At 37.1% G+C, this 25,507-nt stretch carries 17 protein-coding genes; 2 read left to right on the top strand and 15 right to left on the bottom strand.

Annotated features, from left to right (window positions below; all coding sequences use genetic code 11):
- Nucleotides 1–122 precede the first annotated feature (122 nt).
- From QNH48_RS10545 to QNH48_RS10480, 14 genes are all read right to left on the bottom strand, one after another.
- Nucleotides 123–2,054 carry a BglG family transcription antiterminator gene (locus QNH48_RS10545; RefSeq protein ID WP_283954841.1) on the bottom strand — a complete coding sequence of 644 codons (1,932 nt, stop codon included), beginning with the start codon at nucleotides 2,052–2,054 and terminating at the stop codon, nucleotides 123–125.
- 314 nt (nucleotides 2,055–2,368) lie between these two features.
- On the bottom strand, nucleotides 2,369–3,085 hold the full coding sequence (locus QNH48_RS10540; RefSeq protein WP_283954840.1) for an SIS domain-containing protein: 717 nt from the start codon (nucleotides 3,083–3,085) through the stop codon (nucleotides 2,369–2,371).
- Nucleotides 3,086–3,112: 27 nt separating this feature from the next.
- A complete protein-coding gene (locus QNH48_RS10535; RefSeq protein WP_283954839.1) occupies nucleotides 3,113–4,504 on the bottom strand; it encodes a nucleotidyltransferase family protein in 1,392 nt (463 codons plus the stop codon).
- Nucleotides 4,505–4,569: 65 nt separating this feature from the next.
- On the bottom strand, nucleotides 4,570–5,697 hold the full coding sequence (locus tag QNH48_RS10530; RefSeq protein ID WP_283954838.1) for a MupG family TIM beta-alpha barrel fold protein: 1,128 nt from the start codon (nucleotides 5,695–5,697) through the stop codon (nucleotides 4,570–4,572).
- Between the two features lie 18 nt (nucleotides 5,698–5,715).
- Complete coding sequence (locus QNH48_RS10525) at nucleotides 5,716–6,684, bottom strand: N-acetylglucosamine kinase (protein ID WP_283954837.1); 969 nt, start codon at nucleotides 6,682–6,684, stop codon at nucleotides 5,716–5,718.
- 310 nt (nucleotides 6,685–6,994) lie between these two features.
- Nucleotides 6,995–7,390: a YidH family protein gene (locus tag QNH48_RS10520; RefSeq protein WP_283954836.1), complete on the bottom strand. Its 396-nt coding sequence runs from the start codon at nucleotides 7,388–7,390 to the stop codon at nucleotides 6,995–6,997.
- Between the two features lie 53 nt (nucleotides 7,391–7,443).
- Nucleotides 7,444–8,538, bottom strand: coding sequence for an alpha/beta fold hydrolase (locus tag QNH48_RS10515; RefSeq protein WP_283954835.1), 1,095 nt, complete (start codon nucleotides 8,536–8,538; stop codon nucleotides 7,444–7,446).
- A 2-nt stretch (nucleotides 8,539–8,540) separates the two neighbouring features.
- On the bottom strand, nucleotides 8,541–9,089 hold the full coding sequence (locus QNH48_RS10510; RefSeq protein ID WP_283954834.1) for a polyhydroxyalkanoate biosynthesis repressor PhaR: 549 nt from the start codon (nucleotides 9,087–9,089) through the stop codon (nucleotides 8,541–8,543).
- An 18-nt stretch (nucleotides 9,090–9,107) separates the two neighbouring features.
- Nucleotides 9,108–9,806, bottom strand: a complete 699-nt coding sequence (locus tag QNH48_RS10505) for a hypothetical protein (protein ID WP_283954833.1) — start codon at nucleotides 9,804–9,806, stop codon at nucleotides 9,108–9,110.
- A gap of 15 nt (nucleotides 9,807–9,821) precedes the next feature.
- Nucleotides 9,822–11,096 carry an MFS transporter gene (locus QNH48_RS10500; protein ID WP_283954832.1) on the bottom strand — a complete coding sequence of 425 codons (1,275 nt, stop codon included), beginning with the start codon at nucleotides 11,094–11,096 and terminating at the stop codon, nucleotides 9,822–9,824.
- A gap of 46 nt (nucleotides 11,097–11,142) precedes the next feature.
- Nucleotides 11,143–13,047 (bottom strand): alkyl/aryl-sulfatase, encoded by a 1,905-nt coding sequence (locus QNH48_RS10495; protein ID WP_283954831.1) that lies wholly within the window; start codon nucleotides 13,045–13,047, stop codon nucleotides 11,143–11,145.
- Between the two features lie 551 nt (nucleotides 13,048–13,598).
- On the bottom strand, nucleotides 13,599–14,807 hold the full coding sequence (locus QNH48_RS10490) for an iron-containing alcohol dehydrogenase (protein WP_283954830.1): 1,209 nt from the start codon (nucleotides 14,805–14,807) through the stop codon (nucleotides 13,599–13,601).
- 45 nt (nucleotides 14,808–14,852) lie between these two features.
- Nucleotides 14,853–16,373 carry an aldehyde dehydrogenase family protein gene (locus QNH48_RS10485; RefSeq protein ID WP_283954829.1) on the bottom strand — a complete coding sequence of 507 codons (1,521 nt, stop codon included), beginning with the start codon at nucleotides 16,371–16,373 and terminating at the stop codon, nucleotides 14,853–14,855.
- Nucleotides 16,374–16,414: 41 nt separating this feature from the next.
- Complete coding sequence (locus tag QNH48_RS10480; RefSeq protein WP_283954828.1) at nucleotides 16,415–17,926, bottom strand: long-chain-fatty-acid--CoA ligase; 1,512 nt, start codon at nucleotides 17,924–17,926, stop codon at nucleotides 16,415–16,417.
- 137 nt (nucleotides 17,927–18,063) lie between these two features.
- On the opposite strand from QNH48_RS10480, the gene QNH48_RS10475 reads away from it, so the two are divergent.
- Nucleotides 18,064–18,975, top strand: coding sequence for a LysR family transcriptional regulator (locus tag QNH48_RS10475; protein ID WP_283954827.1), 912 nt, complete (start codon nucleotides 18,064–18,066; stop codon nucleotides 18,973–18,975).
- A 414-nt stretch (nucleotides 18,976–19,389) separates the two neighbouring features.
- Nucleotides 19,390–20,346: a phospho-N-acetylmuramoyl-pentapeptide-transferase gene (gene mraY, locus QNH48_RS10470; protein ID WP_283954826.1), complete on the top strand. Its 957-nt coding sequence runs from the start codon at nucleotides 19,390–19,392 to the stop codon at nucleotides 20,344–20,346.
- Nucleotides 20,347–21,207: 861 nt separating this feature from the next.
- Here the strand turns inward: mraY and QNH48_RS10465 are convergent.
- Nucleotides 21,208–25,350, bottom strand: coding sequence for a S8 family serine peptidase (locus tag QNH48_RS10465; protein WP_283954825.1), 4,143 nt, complete (start codon nucleotides 25,348–25,350; stop codon nucleotides 21,208–21,210).
- Between the last annotated feature and the right edge of the window lie 157 nt (nucleotides 25,351–25,507).

The raw sequence follows: 25,507 nt of genomic DNA, 5'->3' as shown, positions 1-25,507 counted from the left end.
TGTTCCTCCTATATAATATATTCGAATCCATTTTCTAACTCAGAGATTTAACCATACATTCTAAACCCTTCATTCCCCTTCTACGATCACCCCCTTTCATATAATTGGCTAAATCTGTTAGTCTAGCAGAATAATATTTTAGAAACCTCGTATTGAAAATCATTGAAGTTACTTGACTTCAGAATTCTCTGTTTCGCTTCGGGATGCTCCATTAAATGTAAAACTAATCGACTTAACTCCTTGTGTAAAAACAAGTCTCCCGCACGTAGATTAATTAAAAAAAGTATTTGTACTACCTTTCCATCATAAGTTGTTGGATTCTTAAATATCACAACACTTATCGAATCTTGAATAGCAACCATTTTTAATGCATGTGGCACTGCTATCCCATTTTGGAGAATCGTCGATATTTTTTCTTCCCGTTCGACAACCAAATCAGGAAAGTCAGGTGTTGCAAAACCCAATTCAACAACTCTTTTCGCTTTTTCTTTAATGTACGCTTTGTAGTCAAAAGCCTCTCTAGTATCTTCTATATAAAACATATCTGAATGAAACAGAGATAAGAGAGTTGGTGCATTTGCCTTAACGCTACTCGCTGGATACCTAGTCAGCGTACGACGAATTCTCTGGATATCCGTCTCAGTTAATATTGGTGCTACTTGAATATATGGAATTGAAATATTGTCAAAACGAATTGGATGAGATGAAACTAATAAATCATATTCTTCTTGATGAACCGATTGAAGTTCACTGTATAGAACGACGTTAATGGTTGCACCTTGGAAAAGTGTTTCAAGTTTCATTTTAAGTAAATCAGCCGATCCTGCTCCTGATCCGTACGATAGTAGAATTTTCTTATAGGAACTTAATTGTTTTTGCTTCTCTCTTTCCATATGAGCTGCAAAATGCATGGTAATGTATCCCATTTCATCACTAGAAAGTTCAAATCCCCATATTTCCTTTATCATTTCAGAAAATTTTAAAGCAATCATAAAGACGTCGGAATATCTACTGTATACGTCATCAATCAATGGATTTGTAAGCTTTAAGTTGAAATATATTCTTCTTAACAAAGGATACATATGCATCAAAAGCATATCCAAAAGTTGTTGATCACCTGTAAACTGTGTCAAGAATGTTTGATCTAATCTTTCAAAACAATGCTTTAGTTTTTGTTCCAAATCATTCTTTTCTTGTTCCTCAATATCATCGACACTAGATTTACCACTTATATGTGCAGCAAGATAGATCATTTCACTCTCTGGTAGTACAACATGATATAGTTCAGAAAGTACTTCACAAATTCTCTTGGCTATATTCATATAAGATGGCTTAATCAGGGAAACATCTAACTTCTTTTCTTGATTAGGCAATATAAAATTGTGTTGAGTTACTCGAAACGAGAGTATTTGAATATGCATTAATATGTTCTCAAGGGCAAAATAACTTAATTTCAAACGATTGATTTGTACCTCTTCACTCAAAACAGTTCTAATCTCTTCAAACGGAAACGCTTTCTCGAAATTTAGATAATTAGATTTTTTTAACAATCCTGTTTCCTTTTGACTCAAGAAATAGGAAAACGCCCTTCTAAAATTTGTTTCGTCACCTAGTAAACGAACACCGTAACGTGATTTCGCTTCTACTTTTAAATCAAAAATCCTAACTTGCCTTTCAACTTCAACCATGTCGCTAAGAACTGTCGATCTGCTGATCATTAGGCTATCAGCGAACATATCAATAGTTTGAAACTCAGTCGTTTGGAGCAGGAGCATTATGATATTGCTTACTCGAACACGAGGTAAATCCGGGGCTAAAGCACCCTTAATTTCTTCCAAATACGATTGAACCATTTCTTGATTTACTACATGAAGTAAATATCCTACACCACGTTTTTTCTGAATAACAAATCCAGATTTTTCACCAATAACGTTTAATTCTTTTAATTCATTTCGTAATGTCCGATTTGAAATGGCAAATTCTGATTCAATTTCATGTGATGTAAGTGATTTTCCTTTTTGATACAAATATTGCAAAATTAGATCTCTTCGCATACATTACCTCATCGCCCTAGATGTTATTCTAGTTGATTTAAGTTTACTTCCCGCCAAATCCATTTAACAGTTTGATTTTTTCCAACATATTTCGCAATATGAATCAAACCTGAATGAATCTTATCATAGGATTACACGTTTAAAAATTAAGTATTACTTCATACAAGTTAAGTAAAGCTTATATATCCCTTAAATTTTCCTACATGTCCAGAACATGGAAAATTTCTTATAAACCAAATAAACGTTCCCAGAGCTTGGGAACGCTTTTCTCATTAAGCTCCTATTCACTTTACCAGTTGCTTATTAGGGCTAATTTAAACACCGTAATACTTCGCAAAAAGTTCTTTATTCCATTCATCTCCGCCATCAACATTAGAACTCTTAAACACCGGCGGTTTCAGTCCAGCTTGGTGGTATTTTTTTGCTAACAAAATAGAAATGGTTTGAGCAACAAAAGCTCCCGCCATAGTAGAAGTTGCCCCCATACCTGTTTTTGCTTCTTCTACAAAAAAGTAAGCATCCCCAGGTCCAGTACAACTATCAATAACGACATCACTAAAGTCACAAAGATATTTTCCGCTGCTGTGTCTTGATTTTGAGCCTGCAGGATGATTCGGATTTGTAAAAGCAATGACCTTTGTACCACATTCCTGTGCCATTTTTGCAAGTTCAACCGTCATTCCATTTCTTCCTGAATTGGAAGCAATGACAAGTACATCCTTTGAGTTGATTTTATATAAATCAAAGATAACTTTTGCATAGGCTTCTATGCGTTCAATCATAGTACTCTTTAAAGGATGATCATGTAAAAAAAACTCATTCGGTAAAATAGGCGAGACTTGTGCAAATCCACCCGCTCTTACGTAAAATTCTTCTGCAAACATATGGGAGTGACCTGAACCTGTAACTAGGAAGCGACCTCCATTTTGAAGGGATTCAAAAATGCACGTGGCTGCTTCCTCCATTTTTTCAATCTGTGTCGTATACAGTTTTTCGAGATTTGCAGTCACATATTGATAATAATTATCCATGATGGCTATTCCCCTTTTATTGATTTGTTACCACCCGTACTTATTTTCGCTCCATTTTTTTATAATTAGATCTTGTTTCACGAAAACAAGACTATTTTTTTCAATATCTTTATCGATGATTGCACCAGCTCCGAGAACACTATAAGCACCTATTTTACAACCAGGCATAATAATCGTATTTACGCCCGTTCTGCAATAGTCGCCAAGATAAGCTGCATTTGAAAAATGTAACGGTACTTCTTTTCGTCCATTTACAACGTGCTCCGTTTCTCCGTCATCAAAGCGTAATGTTCCGCAAACGGTTGCTGCTCCGATATCCGTATGACTGCCAATAGCACCATAAAACTCGCCATAGTGGTAAAGATATACCTTATCCATCACCATTCCGCCAAGGAACTCTGCACAATGGTCGAATATACAATTCGAACCTATCGATACTCCATCGTAAATGATGCAGTAATTACTAATTTTTGTATGATCACCAATCACAGCATTGCCATTAAAAATGGCTCCATTATCAATGATGGTGTTGTCACCAACAATCAGGTTACCGTGAATGACAACTCGATCACCAATTGAGGAGTTCTTGCCCAGTTTTACATGGCCATGAATGGTTGCATTTGCTGAAATCGTCGCCCCTTCTGCTAGTTGGTTCTCTTGCAGTGCATGACAAAAATGATCCACCATATATCGGTTCGCTTCTAACATATGCCAGGGCTTGTCAATATCAAAGAAATATCCACTACATTCGATTGCTTTCAATTTTACTTTATCAAGCGATTTCAGAAGTCCAGCTTCAATATATCTCTCTTTTGGAACACCTACACCTACTTTTACGTCTGGAAAATAATCGGGAGTTCTTTTCACGTAATCTAGAAGTGTATCGTCAAAGTGAAACCCTGCAAATTGATGGGTAATGCTGTTCCCACGATAGTGGGCACCGATCGACTGAACGAAGCCATTCTCGATACTCGCACCAATCCAGTTTCTTGAGGATTCCTCCAAATTTTTCAACAACACAGCCGGTTTTATAGAATTCACTAAGTTCTCTAAATCCTTTTGTTCAACGATGGTATCCCCATAGAGAACGATAAAGTCCTTCGTATCAGAGAGCTTCTCAGCTCCTTTTACCAGACTTTCTGCGCTTCCTAAATTGGATTGATCACTTACAAATTTAACGTTTTCTATATCTGATAATAGATTTTCTATTTCTCTTTGATGTTCTTCATTAATAACAACAATAATTTCTTTTATTCCCATTGCCACAATGGATTCAATGTTATAGCGGATTAATGACTTCCCTGCGATTTTTATTGTCGTTTTGGAGCGAACCGCATTGAAAGGAAACATTTTACTGCCTTTGCCTGCCGCAAGAATAATGGCGCTTTTCACCATTCCATCACCTCCGGTTTCATTCATGTTTTATAATCTAGTTTTAACCACATTGAATTACAGTCTAGTATCATTTATCTACTATATAAATTTTACTTATATTCTACTAATCGGAATTTATTTCTGCCTGCTAAAAGATAAGGCAATAAATCTTTTGCAAAAGGATGAACAAATCCAATCACATTGTGCTCAACCGATTGTCCTAAATCTTTCAATGAGATTTGTAATTCCCCTTCATATTGCGCACTTCTATAATTTAAAACTGAGATTGTATACTTTTCTCTTGGTGCACAGTAGCAAGGGGGCACTTCCATTCCTCTCGTATCAGTCGCCCGAATGAGATTGGCAGGCTGATCAACTCTTGAAATCAGAATGGACTCTTGAATTTTCAGTTTCGTATTTTGAGGAACAAACGGATTGAATACAACTGGAATCTCTATATAATCCTGTTTGTAACATCTTTCCATTTCTGCTAGCTCTGAAAGATCCGCAGACGAGTCACCAATTAGCACATCATCAAAACCATTTGCGAATAACTCTAACATTGCAATATGACAAGGCAAAAAGCGATGTTTTTCAATCGTACAAACCCCATGACCTAAGTGGTGCAAATCTTTAGGCGAAAGCTGCGATGCAACAAACCCTCCGACCGGCACACCAAATGAAGCAAACAAGTCGTTAATTGGACGAATGTCCTCAAGAGACAATGCTGTATCTGGCAGCGGGAAAAAATTGTGACAGGCAGTTAATTGACCAATATTTCCTTCTTTTTCTATTGTTTCTAAAAATTCAAGACATTCGCGTAAAGCATTTCCATTTTGATTATCAGAGGAAGACATCGAGGCATTTACTTCTATTTGTATCCCCTGCGTATTTTTTGAAAGAAGTGCAATTTCTTCGCTCGTAAAACCTCCATCAATACGGAGTTTTGTGATGCCCATCTTTTGTAACGCTGTAAGATCGTTCAATGCACAACCCAACTCGTTGAAAACTTCATCATTCATATCAGCTGATACAGTCATACCAAGTTCTTTACAGTAACTCAGTATGTCATTCCAAGTGTTCGCATTTACAACCTGAGCACCTTCAAAACCATGATTAGTTAAAATCAGTGAAACAAATACTTTTTTAAAACCGAACGAATGGGCCTTTTCCAAATAATCTTTGATTTGATCTAATGGATAAAAGTTTGGATAGACACTAATTCCTATTTCACGCATTTTAGGTCACATTCCTTTCTATTCAAAATTTGTATTTACTTGTACCCTCGCACCAATAAGGATGGCACCGAATACTGGGTCATAAAGTGGTGTAGAAATTTCTACTTGTGGTAAAACCACACGTAACTTCTCTTTTAACGTACTGAAATAATCTGTTGATTTCGTTAACAAACTGCCTGCAACAGAGAGACGGAATTTTTCTGACCCCATTTGTCGACTGATTCCAACGACTAAACGAACTAACTTCTCTAGTTCTGCTTCAACAATCGTACGAGCAGCTTCGTCTCCATTTTCCCATGCTTCTAGAATAATTGGCGTACAAGAAGCTACCTTGTCAACGGGCAGCGTATCTTCCAAATATAATAAATCAATAAATTCTTCTGGGGAAGTTAACTGAAAATGAGCCAGCAACTTTTCTGTAAAGGATGTAGGTGCAATAACTTTGTCGTACTCTTGCATAACAGCTGCAATCGCATGTCGACCAATTTGGAAACCGCTTCCTTCATCACTTATCAATCCGCCCCATCCACCAGAGCGAACGATTTTCCCTTTAGAGTCAATTCCGATAACAATGGAACCTGTTCCAGCAATCATCAAAGCATCTTTTCGATCTCCATTGCCACCAACTAGGGCAATTTCTGCATCATTCACCACTTCTAATTGGCAAGAGAATCCGCTTTCTTTTAATGCAGTTAGATAGATTTCAACATCCTTCGGTCTATCGACACCTGCAGAACCTAGTACGAGAATCGCATCTTGCAGTCGCTCTTGAAAACAAGTGAATAAAGCTTCATAAATTTCGCAAAATACTGGTCTAAGACCTTCTACGCCGATGTTATTATAATTTGACATCCCAAAATTTTGGTCAAATAGTATTTCTCCGTCTTGTCGTTCTTTGACCATGACTCTCGTTTTCGTTCCTCCGCCGTCCATTCCAATAATCAATCTATTACTCATTATCTGTTCATTCATCCTTTCATTAATCATTTATATCTTTCTAGTATACTTACCACCCAATACATTAAACAGTTGGATTTTTTCCAACATATTTCGCAATTAGTCATTTTCCTGGTGTATTACAGGAATACCATGGTAGATAGAGGATTTTATCGTAAAGCTTTGAAAAATAGGAAGAATCTTTAAATGTTGATAATTACCAGTCGTCCTTCCATAGAACCTGAAAAACACACGGCAACCCCTTTTTGTTCCTAGGGGTTGCCGTGTGTTTGTAAATAAGTATTTAAGTTGCTTTCTTTAGTTCATATTTATATTCATGGCTTTGTTCATTTTATATCTATTAAGATTTCATCAATAATAAGAAAGAGAGGTACATAAAAATTATAAAAACTAACAAAGAAAATAAAATTGAAACAAAAATAATAGAATGGTTAGAAGGAATGAAGATACCCTCTTGGATTTCCCTTCTCTTCTTTGTATATTGAAAAGTAGAAAATACGCAAATAATAAAACAAATAACACAAGCAAAAATACCGAGAATGATTACTAAGGTATTAATAAATGGATTAGAGCTAATTTCACTAGTAAAATGCAATGAAGTCGTTAAAAAGCCTACTCCCGTAATGGATATCGCCGTCCTAATCCATGCTAGATAGGTTCTTTCATTAGCCAAATGCTGCTGTGCATACTTTACACTGTCTCCTGATGACTCTTCTATTCTATATAAAGCTTTCATTAATAATTAAATCCCCTTCAAAAACTTATAATCATTTTTAAAAGATAATAATTTTAACTTAGTACCTCCTGAATATCCTGTGATCGAGCTGAAAGCCACTTATCCCAAATTTCAGCGAACACTCCGGTCAAGACCAGTGAAACATGTCCACCTTCAAAAACCTCATACGTTTTATCCTCACTTGAAACAAGATCCATCACCGGTAGACTTTGCTTCTCTAATATAAGCGTGTCACGTGAGCAAGAGAAGACAAAGAGCGGGCAGTTTATATTCTTTAAATCCACCTTCCTACCGCCAATCACCAATTCTCCCTTTAAGAGTTTGTTGTTTTTATAGAGATCATTAAACATTTGTTTGAATGCAGCACCGGCAAACGAAGATGTGTCCTTCGTCCACTTATCCATTCGGCGCCACTTTTCTACATATTTCTCATCATGTGCACGGGTGAACAGATTAACTTTAGTACTTCCATCACCTGGGGAAAGCATCCTAAACATCAAATACAGAAGTTCTGAAGGAATGGTCTCATGTGCATCTGCAAAACCGTCAACACTTAGCTCCCCTTTTTGTAGTCCTTCCAGCAATTTATCAGGAAGGACGCCGATACTAAAATCGATTGGAACGGCTGCAAGGGATAAATTCTTAATTGGCAAATCTGTTATGGAAGCCAGAATGGCTGCAATGGTTCCACCTAGGCAATAACCAGCAAGTGATATTTCCTTTGCACCTGAATGTCTTAAAGCTCTTTTAAGGGCGTTCTCTAAATAATCAATAATATAATGATCAAGTGTGATATCAGAATCTTCAAGCCCAGGGGATCCCCAATCTAATAGGTAGACATCATATCCGCGCTCGGTAAGGCCGCCGACAACGCTGCTTCCTTCACCAATGTCAAGAATGTACACCTTATTTAACAAGGAGTAGACTAGAAATACTGGGATGGCATGTCTTTTTTCCTTTGCAGGATGATACCATAATGTTGCTTTATTTTTCTTCCAGACAGCCTGTCTTGGTGTTGGTAAAATTTCTGGCTTGGGCTCGGTCATAATTTTATAAAGCTGGTTCCACCGTTTTGTTTCTTTTTCTATGCCTAAGATTGGAAAAAGATCTGTTCCTAATGCTTTCATAATTATCACTGCTCTCTTCAATGTTATTTATTACTGCCGGAGAGGACTAGCTCTTTATCCTGCTTTTTTTCCGATTCCTTTTTCGGTTTTTCCCGCACACTTCCGATCAGATCTCTTTCTATTTCTTTCCGTAATTCCAGAAGGTCAGCTTGCACTTTTTTAGTTTCCGCCACCTCTTTGGCAATCTTCTGGAATTCATACTTCATCTGTATAACAATACTTAAAGTCTCTTCAAACATTCCTACATTTTCTTTAGTGATCGAGTTTACACTGTCTTGTAATTTCCAAATTTGTTCTTCTAAAATATCAATTTTTTCTTCTGTCTGAATGGATAGCTTTGCTGCATTCGCAACATCTTTCTTTGTCGGTATATTCATGAGAGAAGCAAAAAGCTCTTGGCTCTTTTTTAATTTCTCTAGGTACATAGAATAGCTGTTTATTCCGATACTTGCTGTGCGAACAAATTCTTTGTTGTCCGCGAAGTTATATAATAGGCCAGTTATTTGTTTGTCCCACATTTCACTCAATTGGTTGAATCCCAAAAATGGATCATATTTTTTTTCATTTGACATGTTGTTCTTCTCCTTAAATTAAGACTTTGTAGTTTCTTCTGTTTCTTCCATATATTTATTTAGTGGGAAGATAAGATCTTTGAATTGTGTTGCAAACTGATTGACAAATCCCTTTTGATATTCATAGAGCGGATTTCCAGCTTGTTTTATAGTATTGAGTAATTGCAATCTTCCTTTTTTCCTAAGCTCCATATAATGCTCATAATTCACAACACTCTGGCAGTTTCCAATGGTTTGACACGGAGTACTTAAGAGAGATAATACTGAATTTTGTATCTGATCAAATTGCGCATTAATTTCTTCATAAGACCTATTTGGAAAGAATTGCTGCAGAAGGGTTGTTGACATTAAAAATTCATCTCGTGCAGTCTTTTCCCATTCAGTAAATTCCATTGTAAATTGGTCTGCTACTGCTTTTATATTTCCCTGATTCCGTTCTACACTTTCAGAGAAATGTTTCACCTCTTTTAATAAGACTTCGTCGCGTCGATCAGCACACTTTTCCCATTGATCTAATTCTTGGAATGCATATGTCCAGAGCAGGTCTAGACTAGAAAGCGATCCTTCCATTTCGCCATCGTCAGTTGTTTCTTCGCCATGTTTTCCCTCTAGTATTAGTTCATTTACTTTTTCTACCGTTTCATCAGCTTCTTGTTTTCTCTTTCCCGTTTTTGTTTCTTTCAATGACTCATTAAAATTCTCTTTTTTTGCTGCCATATTACTACCATCCTTTTAAAAATTTTTAACTAATTTACTTTCTCTCTCTTTTGTGACTCGCTGTTTTGGTTTTCCGAAAAGGAATATGAGTATAGCTGCTATCACCATAGCAATAGACATTCCATAAATGGATGCATCAAAACCGCCTGCAGGATTTGTAACGGATTCTTGAATGAGTTTTCCAAATATAATTGGAGCAACAATACCGGATGAAGACATAATTCCATAATAAGTACCTGCCATCACACCTCTGTGCTCAGGAAGTAAACTAATGACTACTGCCGGATTAAGAGTGTTGATGGTGACAACTAACGCATTGACTAGTGAAAGGATGATGATAATGGAACCCGCTCCATTCACAAGTGGATAAAGCGCGTATAAAATCCCTGCTAGAATCACACAAATACCGGTAAATAGAATTCTCGAAATCCATAAACTTTGAGTTTTTTTGTATAAACGATCTGAACAAAAAGCAAGGAAAATCCCCAAAAGTGCCCCAATTAATCCGGAGATCGCAATCACATTTGCTGCCTGTTGTTCAGATAATCCCTTAACTTTGATTAGATATGCAGGATTGAAGGTAAGTCCAAAAACAATTATAGAATAGGCGATAAGTGCAACTAATATTGTCAAAATAAATATCGGAGATCGTAAAGCATTCCAGACGTCTTTCCCATTTTTCACTTGTTTGTTTCCCTGTTTACTTCCCTCTTCTTCAAAAGAATTATCTGCTCTAAGCCGTCCCAGCCAAAGCCAGGCTATTAACCAGAGAAAGCTACAAATTCCAGAAATAAAAAATGCTTGTTTCCACCCGTAATTTGAAATTAAAAAAACCATTAAAGGGGCGGTAACCGCGATACCCACAACATTGCCAAAATTTATAATCGATATGGCAAAAGCACGTGACTCCGGTTTAAACCATTTACTAATATGACTGACTGCCGTTGCAGAAAAAGCACCTTCTCCAGCACCTAGTAGTACTCTACTAAAAATTAGTAATGGTAAACTTGATACAAACAGCACCATTGATTGTGCGATTGTCCAAATAATCGCCATAATAGCTAATAGTTTACCAGTGCCCAATCTATCCGACAAAGCACCGCCTATGATTCCAGCTATGGAAAATAACCAAAAAAAACTACTAGCTACGATACCAAACTGTGTTGAGGTAAGATCTAAATCCTTCATAATATGGATACCGGATAATCCAGTAATGGACTTATCGGCAAAATTAACAATAGACATGATAAACAGTGCAAGTAAAATAATCCATTTCGCCCAACGTTTCATTCAATCTCCAGCCTTTCCTCAAATACATCCATTTTTTCATTAATATTTAAGGTGTTACGATATTGATAAAACGGTCGAACACATCTAATAGTGATAAAAATTCACTCAGTTTCGTTTGGTCACCAGAAATCATTAATTTTCCTGTGGCTACTGCTTGTTCAGGTGAAAGAAGACCCAGGCCAATTCCATAAAATATTAATTGATCAAGAGTTAAGGTAACATCTGCGTTAGCGTCTACCATACCTTCTTTATAAATCAAAACAGAATTTTCTATAAAAATCGCATATGTTTGGTTAGAATCTGATAGAGTTACATTCAATGTGATTTTTTTCCCATCTGCTTTTGGTCCGTTTAGCTTAACTGCCATTAGCTTTAAGAAATCATCTACCGGCATATGGTGAATAATTCCAGAAACATCTAGTGGAGCATTATCTTTATTCATTCCATCTCTTAGTTCGGATGCACCAACAAGATAAATATTCCTCCAATTTGCTGATTCGGCTTGGTATCCTAATTGTTCTAATGCATCGGCCAATAAATTTTTTGCTTCCTTATTTTCTGGGTCGGCCATTACGACATTTTTTAATACTTGCGCTACCCAGCGGTATTCCCCGTTTTCATAGTCAGCTTTTGCTTTTTCCAAAATAGCGGCTACTCCGCCCATGTATTCTACATATTTAAGACCCGTTTCCACTTGTGGTAATGGATCTAAATCTGATGGATGTGCACTATAATAGCCTAAGTAAAAATTGTAGATCCCCTTCGAATTATGCTTTAATGTACCGTAATACCCCCGGTTTCCCCAATAGGTATCCAATGATTTTGGAAGTTTGATGGTTTCAGCTATTTCTTCCATCGTTAATCCATGATTCGCTAAACGTACCGTCTGGTCGTGCATGTATTTATATAAATCGCGCTGTAATTTCAAATGTCCTAAAGCCCGATCTTTGCCCCAAACTGGCCATGCATGAATCATGAGCAGGGCATCAATCTCTTCCTGTTCAAATAAATCGATCGTTTTATCGAGTGAATTGGCCCAATGCAAGGCATCCCGAGTTTTTGCTCCCCTTACCGTATAAATTTGGTGCATTAATTGATTAGCATTCTCTGAAACAAATAAAGCTTTGTAATCGCAGATATAAAAATGCATTTCTGCCGGTGCTTCTGTATTTGGGGTTAACAAAAACTTGAAGGTTACCCCATCAATTTCCATCGTTTGGATTTCGTTTTCAATTTCCAACGTTGGCAGCGCAAAACTCATCGTTCCAGAACTCATTGTAGAACCAATACCTATAGAAACAGAGCCTGTCCTGCCGTCTGGTATATTTTTACCAAACTGATACTCTGCTCGGCGCGCCATAATTGTACCTAAAAGGACATTTTCACTTAAGGCTTCTTTTGTAAAATGTTGTGGTACGATAATTGGAATGGCCGGATCTGCCGCATATTTTAGAACGGCTTGAATTCCTCCAAAATGGTCCGCATGGCTTTGACTGACAATGATCGCTGAAACGGGCTTATTTGGACGATGTTTATAATATAATTCCATTGCAGCTTTAGCCGTTTCCGTACTTGCTGATGTATCACAAACAATAACACCTTGTTTTCCTTCGATAAAGAAGGTAGTGGCGATGGATTGTCCACGAACTTGGTATACACCCTCCACCACTTCAAATAAACCTGATATAGCCTGTAATTGTGCATTTCTCCAAAGGCTTGGGTTCACTGTTTCGGGTGCAGTGTCGTTAAGAAATTCTAACTGATCGATGTTCCAAACGACTTCCCCGGAATGATCCTTAATGATGGTAGATTCTAAAGGTGCAATAAAACCTCGGTTAGCATCTAAGAAATCCTGTTGATCATCGAAATTTAGTGATTCATAGACTGCTAAATTTGCCTCTTTTGTAAATGATGTGGCAGACTTAGATGGATTAAATACTTTGCTTTTCATAAAAAACCTCCAAGGATTGTTGTTTTTAAACATTAAGCTTTGTTAAATTTCATTGTTGATTATTAATACAACTGTATAAAGGTTGATGAAAGACAAATCAGGAGAATTCCCAATGAGATTAATACTTCATATGCGTAATGAAAGACAAATCAGGAGAGTTCCCAGTGAGATTAGCCCATCATAAGCATGATGAAAGACAAATCAGGAGAGTTCCCAGTGAGATTAGTCCTTCATAAGCATGATGAAAGACTAATCAGGAGAGTTTCCAGTGAGATTAGTCCTTCATAAGCATGATGAAAGACAAATCAAGAGAGTTCCCAGTGAGATTAGACCTTCATAAGCATGATGAAAGACTAATCAGAAGATTCCTCATTGAGTTTAGTCATTCATAAGGATTGCCGTTAGAAAAATCAGCATCTTTCTTTAACAGAGCCAAACATTAAAAAAGGAAAACACTTTTGACTTCCCGGTAATAATGTCAAGTCTGGCGACCATACATTAACAGGAGGTTTTCAAGTGTTTTCCGTATTACAAGATTGCCAAAGTTCGTGTTAAGCCTCTATTGGTTTTAATTCGAACACTTCATTTACCACTTTTGTGATAATCTCGGCTGGTATCTTGAAGAAAACTCCTGCTGGGTCATGGTGAACTGCCGGAACTAAAAGGTCCAGCTTATCTTTGTTACATTCAAATTCTGCAAATGTGTCAGGTAAATTTACCGCTTTGCGAAGATCTCTTATATATTCGATCACTTCCTCTAAACATTTTTCCGGTTGTTCAGATGGATTCGCAATCCCTAACGCTTGGGCAAATCCTGTGATTCGCGGCAAATAGTATGCTGGCAAAGATTCCATTACATTCGGCAAAAGCACTGCATTAGCCAGTCCATGCGGAATATTGAATTTTGCCCCTATCGCATGTGCCATATTGTGAATGGGGACAGCATTCAAACATAAACAGAAAGCAGAAATGGCCATCGAACTTGCCATCAGCATATTCGCTCTTGCTGAAAGGTCGTCCCCCATGTGAACGGCAGTCTTTAAATTATCAACAATCATACGAATTGATTGCATGGCATATGCATCAGTCATTGGATTGGCATTCGGTGAAAAATAAGCCTCCACTGCATGTGTTAAGGCATCAAATCCTGTAAAGGCAGTAATTTTAGGGGGAAGCCCTATTGTTAAATCCGGATCTAAAATCGCCATATCTGCGTTGATAAATGGATGTAGAAGGTTTGATTTAATTCCAAGATTTTCATTTAGAATGACAGCAACTGGTGATACCTCCGCACCGGTTCCCGCAGTTGTTGCAATGGCTACGTGCGGAATCGGAATAAACTGCGCCTCCGGCCACCATTCCATCACATTTCCAGTAATCAGGGAATCACGAATATCTTCCAGACCTTTATGGAGCAGCCACTTGATACCTTTTACTGTATCTAAGACACTTCCACCGCCAAGAGCAATTAGGGAATCACCGTTGCACTCTTTAAAGAACTGCGCTCCACGGTTAATAATTCCGCCTTTTGCATCCTGTTCAATATCTTCAAACACCCCAACAAGCTCCGGCATTCCTGGCATAATTTCAAATAATTCTTTAATTTTCTTTGTAATTCCGGCTTGAGTTAACCCTTTATCCGTGTAGAGCACTGCTCGTTTACCGCCAAGCCCTTTAATCATCTCAGGAAGTAACGTTCTAGAACCAGCCCCGCTATTGACAACCGTCCGTACAGAAAATTGAAAAAATGATGTCGACATAGAATCACCTGCTTTTTTAGATTTTTATTAATAAATGAATCTGGATTATCCCAATAACATTTGATACCATGCTCTTTTGCTAACTTCAGGCACAAGTGAGCAGTGAACATGTTTGACTTGAGAATATTCATCTAAGGCATGGCGTCCTAGTTCCCGGCCAAAACCGCTTTGCTTGTATCCGCCAAATGGCGCATCACTTCGGAGCATGTGCCAATCATTAATCCAAATCGTACCAGCCTTCAATTCACGTGAGATTTGCATTGCTTTATTCACATCCTTAGACCAAACTCCACCTGCCAATCCATAAATCGTATCATTCGCTATTTCAATTGCCTCCTCAACAGTGGAGTAACGAATAACGGAGAGAACAGGACCAAATATTTCTTCCCTAGCAATCTTCATATCATTATGAACATCTGCAAAAATGGTAGGTTCAACAAAATATCCATTTTCAAATGCTTCTACGATTCTACGCTTTCCGCCGCAAACCAATCGCGCCCCTTCTTGAATACCGGTTTCAATATAAGAAAGGACGGTATCCAATTGTTGCTGTGATACTAGAGGACCCATACCTGTCGCGATATCTAATGGATCTCCAATTGTAATGGTACCTGCAAGGTTCGATAATTGTTCAATGACTTGTTCATAAATGGAATCATGTACTAGAAGACGTGTGCCTGACTCACAAATTTGACCAGAGTGTGATAAGAATCCGAATAATATGCCTGGAATGGTAATGCTCAAGTCTGCATCCGGCAATACGATTGCTGGTGATTTCCCACCTAACTCAAGAGTCACGCGTTTCACCGTTCCGGCTGCCATCTGCATAATGCGGCTGCCGACTTCTGTAGATCCGGTAAAAGCAACTTTGTCTACACTTGGATGAGTCACAAGTGCTTCTCCAATGCTTGCTCCTGGACCAGATACAACATTGAATACACCTGCAGGTATTCCTGCTTCAGCAGCCAATTCTGCTAATTTCAAGGTAGATAATGGCGTATTGGATGCTGGTTTGACCACAATAGAGTTCCCCATTGCCAGCGCCGGAGCCAATTTCCACATAGCCAAGATCATTGGAAAATTCCAAGCGGTAATTGCCGCAACAACTCCAATCGGTTCCCTCCAGACCTGGTTATTGCTTGGTCCAGGGAATGGTAAAGTAGGTAAGGCTTCGACATAGTTATACTCTACAGTGAACTTTGCTGTTTGCTGTAAGAGATCGACAATGGATAAGATGTCCATATTTGAAATTCGGCGAAGTGTTGCCCCCGAACTAATAGATTCTAAGTACCCCAATTCTTCTGCATGTTCCATAATCTTGTTTCCAAATTCGATGAGTACGTTCGCACGTTCTCGAGGCGTTTTTTTAGACCATACCCCCGAATCAAAAGCCTCGCGTGCAGATGAAACAGCCATCTCCACATCTTCTTTACTGGCTTTCGCCACCTTTGCTGCGACTTCACCGGTTGCAGGGTTTATTACCTCAAATGTTTCTCCGCTTTTCGCTGGTTTCCATTCCCCGTTTATAAAGAGTGGAAATTCCAATGTGTGCACAGCTGCTTTCATAGCCATTCCTCCTTATTATTTTTAAAAAATTCTCTATCAAACTAATTAACTTCCACTTGCTCTACACGCAATGCTCTTCTCAGGATCTTCCCTGTGCTATTCTTAGGTAATTCCTTCATAAATTCCACTTGTTTTGGCAGCTTGTACTTGGCAAGTTTGTCTTGGCAGAAATACAGGATGTCATCCATCGTAATGCTTTCATCATTCGTTACCACGAAAGCCTTTACGATTTCTCCGTATTCTTTATCCGGTATTCCGATCACAGCACTTTCCACAATGGCCGGGTGTTGGTATAATACCTCCTCGACTTCTCTCGGATAAACATTGTATCCGCCAATGATGATCATATCCTTTTTCCGGTCAACGATATAAATGTATCCTTCATCATCCATTCGAGCCAAATCACCTGTGTAAAACCACCCGTCACTCAAAGCTGAAGATGTAGCATCTGGCATTCCTAAATACCCCATCATCACATTAGGACCTTTTACAATTAATTCACCGATTTCTCCTCTTGGAACTTCTATCCCATTGTGATCGACAACTTTATTCTTTACTTCCGGTATATCTATACCAACAGAACCTGGTTTGCGTATTCCTCGTAACGGATTGAAGGCTGTCACGGGAGCCGTTTCAGAAAGACCATACCCCTCTAAAATGGAAACCTCATACTTCTCTTCGAATCTATGTAATAATTCAACAGGAATCGAGGCACCGCCTGAAAAACAAGCCCGAATTGATGAAAAATCTTCTGCGGTCGCTCCTGGCACCTGTAACAGAAAACTAAACATGGTCGGAACTCCGGCAAATAAAGTCGCTTTCTCGCTTCTAATACTGTTTATCACTTCGGTTGGGCTAAATTTAGGAACAATGACAATGGCTGCCCCGCAGGCTATCGGAATGTTAATGCAAGTAGCTATACAAAACACATGAAACATGGGAAGAACCGCAATGATACGATCTTCTTCGGTGAACTCTGTAAGCTTGGACATCGAAGCAGCATTGGAAGCCATGTTTCGATGGGATAGCATGGCGCCTTTCGGTTTACCTGTTGTGCCGGAAGTATAAAGAATGACCGCCAAATCATTTTCTTCAATGGAAGGGCTTTCATTTTTTTCGTTTGGTTCTTGAATTAGACGCTCCCAAGCCCATTCGAACTCGATTGAATCTGTGTAGATAACCATTTTCAAATTTTCTAGTTTCTCTCTCAATGGAGATATTGTCGCTTCTAAAGACGAATCGGAAATCACAGCTTTTGCTTGGCTATTCGATAAAATATAGGAAATTTCTCCTGAAGTATAGGCAGGATTTATTGGGACAACCACTGCACCTGCTCGAAGAATCCCATAGTAAGCAATTATAAACTCTGGACAATTCCCTAGCATGATCGCTACTCTATCTCCTTTTTTGATGCCTCCAGCAGATAACCCGGACGCAGCAGAATCTACAAAACTATCAAGTTCTGCATACGTCGTACTTTCATTCAGAAACGTATAAGCGGTGCGATTTGGAAATCTTGCTGCACTGTCCTTTAAATTCTCATTTAAATTCATATTCTCTTCCTCCTTTTGTAATTATTTAGAAAATTATTAATTGCTTGAATTTATTATATATATAATTTACACTTAAATAAATCAACCAATAATGAAGTTAATATAAGCTGAACTTCTATATCAAAAGGGAGAAAACGATGCATATTGAACAATTGGAATACATTGTAAAGGTTGCAGAAACAGGATCGATTTCAATAGCAGCAGAAAAGCTCCATGTTTCACAATCGGGTATCAGTCAATCGATTACTAGATTAGAAGATGAGTTGGGTGTTAAACTATTTACTCGTCACCGACGACTTGGCGCCGTTCCAACTCCTGAAGGCAAAACGTTAATTAAAAAGGCATACGAGGTATTAGTTAGACTTCAAGAATTTAAAGAGGAAGCCCAATCTTTCAACAGTGTCATTTCAGGGAATTTAAAGTTATCATCGATCCCTGGCTTTATGTTGTTCCTGTTAGAACCTTTATCTTCCTTTAAAAACGCTTTCCCAAATGTGAATATAGAAATCTCGGAAAAAAGCACACAGCACATTATTGAACATGTCGAAAATAACCAGATTGATATTGGCCTCATCACAATCTACGAGGAATTAATAAAAAAAAGAAATGATTTACGATTTGAAGTCATACTTGAAGGAGAGATGAAGGTGTATGTCAGTAAAACGTCACCTTTAGCGTTAACTAAATCGATCACTCCCCAACAATTAATGTCTCAAAATGTGATTCTATATAATGGAGATTATGTGAAACGCTTTGCCAATGATTTAATAAGTAATTTTGGTCCTATGAATATTTTATTTACCTCTGATAATACCGAAGTCATAAAAAAGGCGATTTTAGAGGGATTAGGTATCAGCTTCGGGCCAGACTTTTCTCACAAAAATGATCCTTATGTAGTAAGCGGCGATATCGTTCCTATCGACATCATAAATTACGAACAAGAAAAGATAGGTGTAGGCTGGGTACGCTCGGAGAATAATCATTTTTCGATAAACACAAAGAGGTTTTTAGAACATTTTAATTTCCATTCCCGAATGCAGGCCTATTGATCTTAATGATAAATGTTAAAGAAAACTCCCTTCCAAAAATGTTAGGTTTACTTATGAAGTGCAAAAACGACAATAAGCAAATCACATCGCAAGAAAAATTACATAGTTTCTGTGATCAGATTCACAGTTAAATTCACATCAAAAAGACATAGAAGAAAATCTCCTCTAAGTCTTTTTATTTTTATTTACTTCATAAACTAAAGCACCCCATCGTTTAAGTACTGGTATGGGGACTCTTGAATTCATAAAATCAATCCTTATCTAAAACTCAATCAATCGTATGCAACGATAAGTAATTACTTTTACCGCTTCCTATGAAGGTAACCCAAAATATTGGATTGTTTGGAATAGAGGAAATGAATGAGTTTTATCGAACTTATTATTGATAATAATGAGAAAAGGAGAAAAGGAAAATTGAGAGATCAAATAATCCCAGCGTTAATTGCTTTTGTAGTTGTTGCAATTTTATCTCCACTATTAATTGCTGTTTTGAAAAAACTTAGACTCATTCAACCGATAAGAAAAGAACTTCCTTCCGATCATCAGTTAAAAAATGGCACTCCGTTAATGTTTGGAATAATTCTTTTTGTAGGAATTATAGTATCCATTCTTTTTTCACCTACTCCATTAATGTATTTCTTGTCTACTACCTACATTCTTTTTAGTTTTGTTGGCTTTTTGGATGATTTTTGGAAAGCTTCTCGTCAAGATCCGGGAGGGGTATCTGGTAAGACCAAACTTATTTTTCAATTTATTTTTACTGGTACTTTGCTTTTTTACGTGATCAAGGAACTAGGCGTAGACACCAGCATTACTATTAATAATACTATTTCCTTAAATCTTCCAATGGTGGTATATGTTATTGTCATTACCTTATTTGTCGTAGGTTCTGCAAATGCCATAAATTTCACGGATGGATTAGATGGCCTTTTAGGAGTTGTTGCAATCCCAACATACTTTTTCTTTTTTATGGTTTCAGACAGATCAGAGGTGCAAATCTTTTGTTTAATTATGATTGGATGTTTACTCGGCTTTCTCATTTATAACATATATCCAGCCAAAGCTTTCATGGGAGATACGGGATCACTAGCGATAGGGGGATCGCTTTCATTTCTTGCTGTTCTTGAGAAAGTTGAAATTTTAATTCCTATTTTGTTCTTTATATATTTTGCTGAACAACTTTCGGTTATTTTACAAGTTTCGTCATTTAAACTTACGCATAAGCGTATTTTCAGAATGACACCCATTCACTATCACTTTGGCTTAAAATATGGGTGGTCCGAAACTACAATTGTCACAGTTTTTGGGTTTATTTCTTGGTTTTGTGCTTTTATCAGTTTAATTTATTGGAAATTTCTTCTAAATCCATAAATAAATTTATTATTATTCCAATGAATATTAAAGGTAACCAGGCAATGCACAATGCAAAAAAGAAATACCTAGGTCGAAAATCTGCCACCGCATAAATTGATGTACTAATCAATACACCGATAATTAAATAAACGGAGATGATCTCCATTTTGTCATCGAACTCCTTTTTAATATTATAAAAAGGTGCGCTTGTGAGGGAACTACATTTTGGCATAATAGTAAGATTTTTTATGTTAAAACGATCTTCGACTTGAAGATCGTTTTAAGTATGAACTCCACATACATAGCAACACCGTATTAAATTACAAAAGTAGATAAATTTCTTTGTTCTTCACTAAATGGCCCGATTGCTGAACAACGATCAATCTGGACTTTTCCACTAAACTGCCACGTTAATACAATTAGAAAAAGCCACCTTTTTGGCAGCTTGATTCTTTAACTTAGGCTGAGTTAAACCTGGCTGTTGATTTGTGCTCCAGGCGGTTCGGGAAGCCTCCTGCAGGAGTCTCGCGCCTTCCGCACAAATCAACATTGTTCCAAAAATCAACATTTACCTTTAACACAGCCTTAACTAAAAATTATATCCCATTGCCTTTTCCAGTTAAACCTGGTCAGACTTCACCGTAATTCTCATTAAAATCACAGACACTACAATAATTATTTCAGTCTTGCGAATTGCCTTGTGAATTTGTGTTTGTATTTACGCTTAAAAATACTTTAAACCTTAATATATCAACAAAAATACACACGCTATTTCTTGTGTGAAATAGCGTGTGTTTTGGTTTGTTATTTCCTTGTTTACACCCCAGAAGTAAACCCGCTACCAAAAATGAAGAGAGTTTTCTTTTTGAGAATCATTGATTAATTAAAACGAGCTTTTAAGTCTTCTAGAGTAAGTCTGCCTGTTTTTTCAACTGGTTTATTGGACGTTGGGAAGTATGGATTGATGGACATGAAGTTCTTTTCCACAAAGTTAAAATCAATAATGTCAACGACTCCATCCTTGTTAAGATCTTCTTTCAATCTTTCCCCTGAAACTCCAGCATTGTTTGCAATAAGCTTTGCGTCATAAATATCGATTACATGATCTCCGTTGACATCTCCAGCAGCAGCCGTATCCGTATATACAGTATAGAAATTGCCTTGGACTTTTCCATCAATTGTCCTGCTTAAAGTTAATTTTTTACTATATAGGAAATGACCAGGGATATCTACGATTAACCTATATTCATCTTTCGTTGCAGGAATATCCGTAACCGTCATATACCCTTTTTCTGAAATATCCGCAGGGTACTTTTTACCGTTTTTATCAACCAGATAAGCTTTTGTCCCAATCCTTGAATAATCTAAATCGTAGTTGTCAAAATTAACTGCTTCACCATGAAAGTAACCTTCTACCCATGAGTGCTGAGAGTGGAATTTAAACTTTTCAGCAAAGGTTGGTAAAGATGATTTACTACCAGAGCTTGTTTGATATGAAGATTCTTGATAATAGAATGTACTTTCTACCATGTAATTATGGTCATCGACTACTTTTAATGTAATATCCAATAAATCAATATCACCAGTAATTGAAACTGGTAATTGTGTCTTTTTGTCTGAAATATCGACAGCAAATGCTGAAATATTAGACCAAGTGCTTTCTGTAATTTGTGGCTTTGCAACACGAATAGTCCAATTATTTTTCTTTGCAAGATCTTCTAGCTGTTTTGATGGCTTAGCGTCTACAACTTTATAGAAATTAGGGACATCGATTGTTACAGATGCACTTGTTAAATCTTGCGCGTTTTGAACCGTAAATGTATTTACAAACTCCGATCCAAGACTTACACCTTTTGTATTTGGTTTAATTGTAGAATATTGAGCTCCTTTATTAATAAAAGTAAACTCTGGGAAAGTCGGATTTCCTGCTGTAGCGTAATCATAAGTATAGATTCTTACATTAGTTGGATAGCTTGCATATTCTTCTGGTAGGACACCAAATTTAAATTCACCATTTGCATTTGGGAAAAATTCAGCTGTTGGCCAAAAAGAATCTTGATAAGCGTACGCGGTATTTGCCTCTTGAGTGATGTCATGTCCTCTACTTTTTAAATAGTCAATCGTATCATCATACAATTTTCCATGCACCCAATAGGCTGTATAATCTTGTCCATCATAACTTTCAGTTGTTAAATCTGAACTTGAAAGTTCTTGGATTCCTGTTTTCTTATCAAATTCCAGTGTCGGAGCTGTATTATCGATCACCATGTCATTATCGATTTTATATGTTTTACCATCTACCCCTGTACCAATATAAGAAACAATGTATTTACCTTCTTTAAGTGGTTCATATTCAAGTGCTAAAGGTTTATTCGGATCACCTGTAAAATGCTTTACTTCACCTGAAAATCCGAAGAAAATGAAGTAATCCGTATCAACTGCTGCATTTTCTAAATTAAACGTGCCATAAAACCCAATTGGTTTTCCATTTAGATCGCTAACCACTACATCAATCGTTTTCATATGACTATTTAACTTGAAACTGACTGGTGTAAACGGCTCGATGTATGGATGAAAGTTACTAAGGTCATTCGTTATTGCATGTTTAAAAAATTCTAGTTTTTCGAAACCAGGTTTAGCATAACGAACATGGAAAGGAATTTGATATTCTGCAGTTTTCGACTCATTTTCTATATAAATATATCCCTCATATACACCAAATTCTGCATTAGCGGGAATGGATATTTCTGCATTAATATTTTTACTCTCATTACCATTCACTTCAATCGATGATGGTAATTGAACCGTCACATCATTCTTACCAGCTTCCTTTGAGACACCATCGATTGTTAAAAATTCAACTCTAGTATGATATGTTTCTAGTTCACTACTTAAATTCTTAATAGAAATCGAGGTTCCTCTATTTTGCGTCTCACTTGATTGTGCAATACTACCAAAAGGAATAGATCCTGAAATGTCATCGATTTCTATTTTTAATCCATTTTCATCTAAGGTAGTCGTCTTATTTTGCACTTCAAATAAAGTTGTATTGTGGACTGCCTCATAAGCATCTACACGTCCTGCTCCAACTTCATTCACATTGTACGTACGACCTTTTAAAGGATCAGCAGTATTCATAAGAGCAGCTTTTACATCTGCAACTGAATAATCTGGATGTGTTTGTAATAATAGGGCTGCAACTCCAGCAACATGTGGTGTTGCCATGGATGTTCCACTTAAACTAGCATAACCACTAGAATAATCGACACCATCTTCTGGGCTATTAATATATTCTGGAACAGTAGAGAAGGTGGAAACCCCAGGTGCTACTACATCTGGCTTAATATCAAAGTTATTACTAACTGGACCACGTGAGCTAAAATCAGCTAATACATCACCTGTAGTCATATTTGACTGTAAGTCTGTTATTTTAAGTTTAGCTGTAGGATCTGCTTTTAATTTTTCTGAAAGTTTTACTCCGTCGGCATGTAACATTTTAAATGTTGGGATATAACCATGATTTTCACCTAAGAAAAATGGAATCTCTCCATCGATATTATTATAAATCAATACCGCTACAGCACCTTTTTCGTGAGCACGACGAATTTTTTCATCAAATGATATCTCGCCTCGAGCAATTAATGCCACTTTCCCATTAACGTTTTTGTCAGTATAATCTTCTTCTGTACCAATTCCTACTTCAACAACATCATACTCTTTATCTATTAACTGTAGATAATCCTTACCAAGACCATGTCCCATTAAAGTATTTTGAACTGAAATATCTGCTAAGCTTGCTTTAACGGTTGGAATATCAGTCGGCACATCACTAGCACCAACAGTGATTGCTAGTGGAGAAGCACCTGGTGAACCTAACGTACCAGGATTTGGCCCTGCATTTCCTCCGGCTATAACTGGTATTACCCCTTTTAATGCTGCATTGTTGATTGCTACAGATGTAGCGTCTAAGGAATGATTATTACCATTACCTAATGATAGATTAATCACATCCATTCCATCTTCTACAGCTCTTTCTATACCTGCGATAACTGATGAATCATATCCTGATCCATATTCTCCTAATACTCGATATGCATACAAGTCTACATTCGGAGCTACACCTGTCATTGCATATTCAACATCATTTTTAGGGTTAGATGCGATTGTTCCAGCAACATGAGTTCCGTGTTCTGTATAGTATGCACTACCATTTATCGATTCAGGTTGACCAGATGCAAGCCATTGCTCTCTAGTTGTTTCCATTGGATCAGAATCATTTTCGACAAAATCATATCCGCCTTTATAAACATCTTTTAAATCAGGATGATTATAGTCAATCCCTGTATCAAGTACCCCAACTTTTATTCCTTGTCCTTTTACGCCCTCAGTATGTAAACGATCAACTCCTATATGAGGAAGCGCCGGTGGAATTACTTTTCCAGTTGTTGGTTCTTGTGTAGTAGTCGATTCATTTTTCGGTAAACTAACGACATTGTCTTTCCATATCCTTTTGACTACACCAGTCTCAAGCAAGGTATTAATTTCACTTGTAGGAATCGTCATAGCCATTCCATTAAATACATTCTGGTAAGTTTGTTTAATTTGATATTGAAGTGAATTTTCTTTTATATTTTGATTTAACTCCTCTTTCTTCTTAAACATTTCAGTTAATCGTTGTTTAAAATATTCTTGTTCCCCTTTTATCTTTTCCGCTTTATTTTTAGATGTACCTTTTGTTTTTGATTGCTGAGCATTTTCGACCGGAGCTGTTTTGAACTCAACAATAACATTTGCTGTCCTATCTTTAAGTGACAACAAACTTGGATCAATGATGAATCCTTCTTGTGGGGTTAATCGTTTTATAGACTGTCGTTGTTCTTCAGATAGTCCTTTTAAGATCGATTCAGTAGAATTTGAAATCGCATAAGATTTTTGTTGAGGCATTAAATACGATGTAAGAAGGCCAGATGCTATTACACCCGATACCATAACATTTAGAAATTGTTTCTTTCGATTTTTCATTAAGTAACGCTCCTTCTACTAATGTGATTTCTGCTGCAAATTTTAAATCTATTACTTTTTAAAAATAATAAGCTAGCGGTTTCCCCCCCTAATAAAATGGTTACATATTCCTATGAGCATCGCTTTCCTCCCGAAAGATAGATAGTGTAAAATAAGA

The organism is Neobacillus sp. YX16, from assembly GCF_030123505.1.
Lineage (GTDB): Bacteria > Bacillota > Bacilli > Bacillales > Cytobacillaceae > Neobacillus.
Note: the sequence above shows the minus strand (reverse complement) of the source record. Positions and strands in the feature narration are given on the sequence as shown.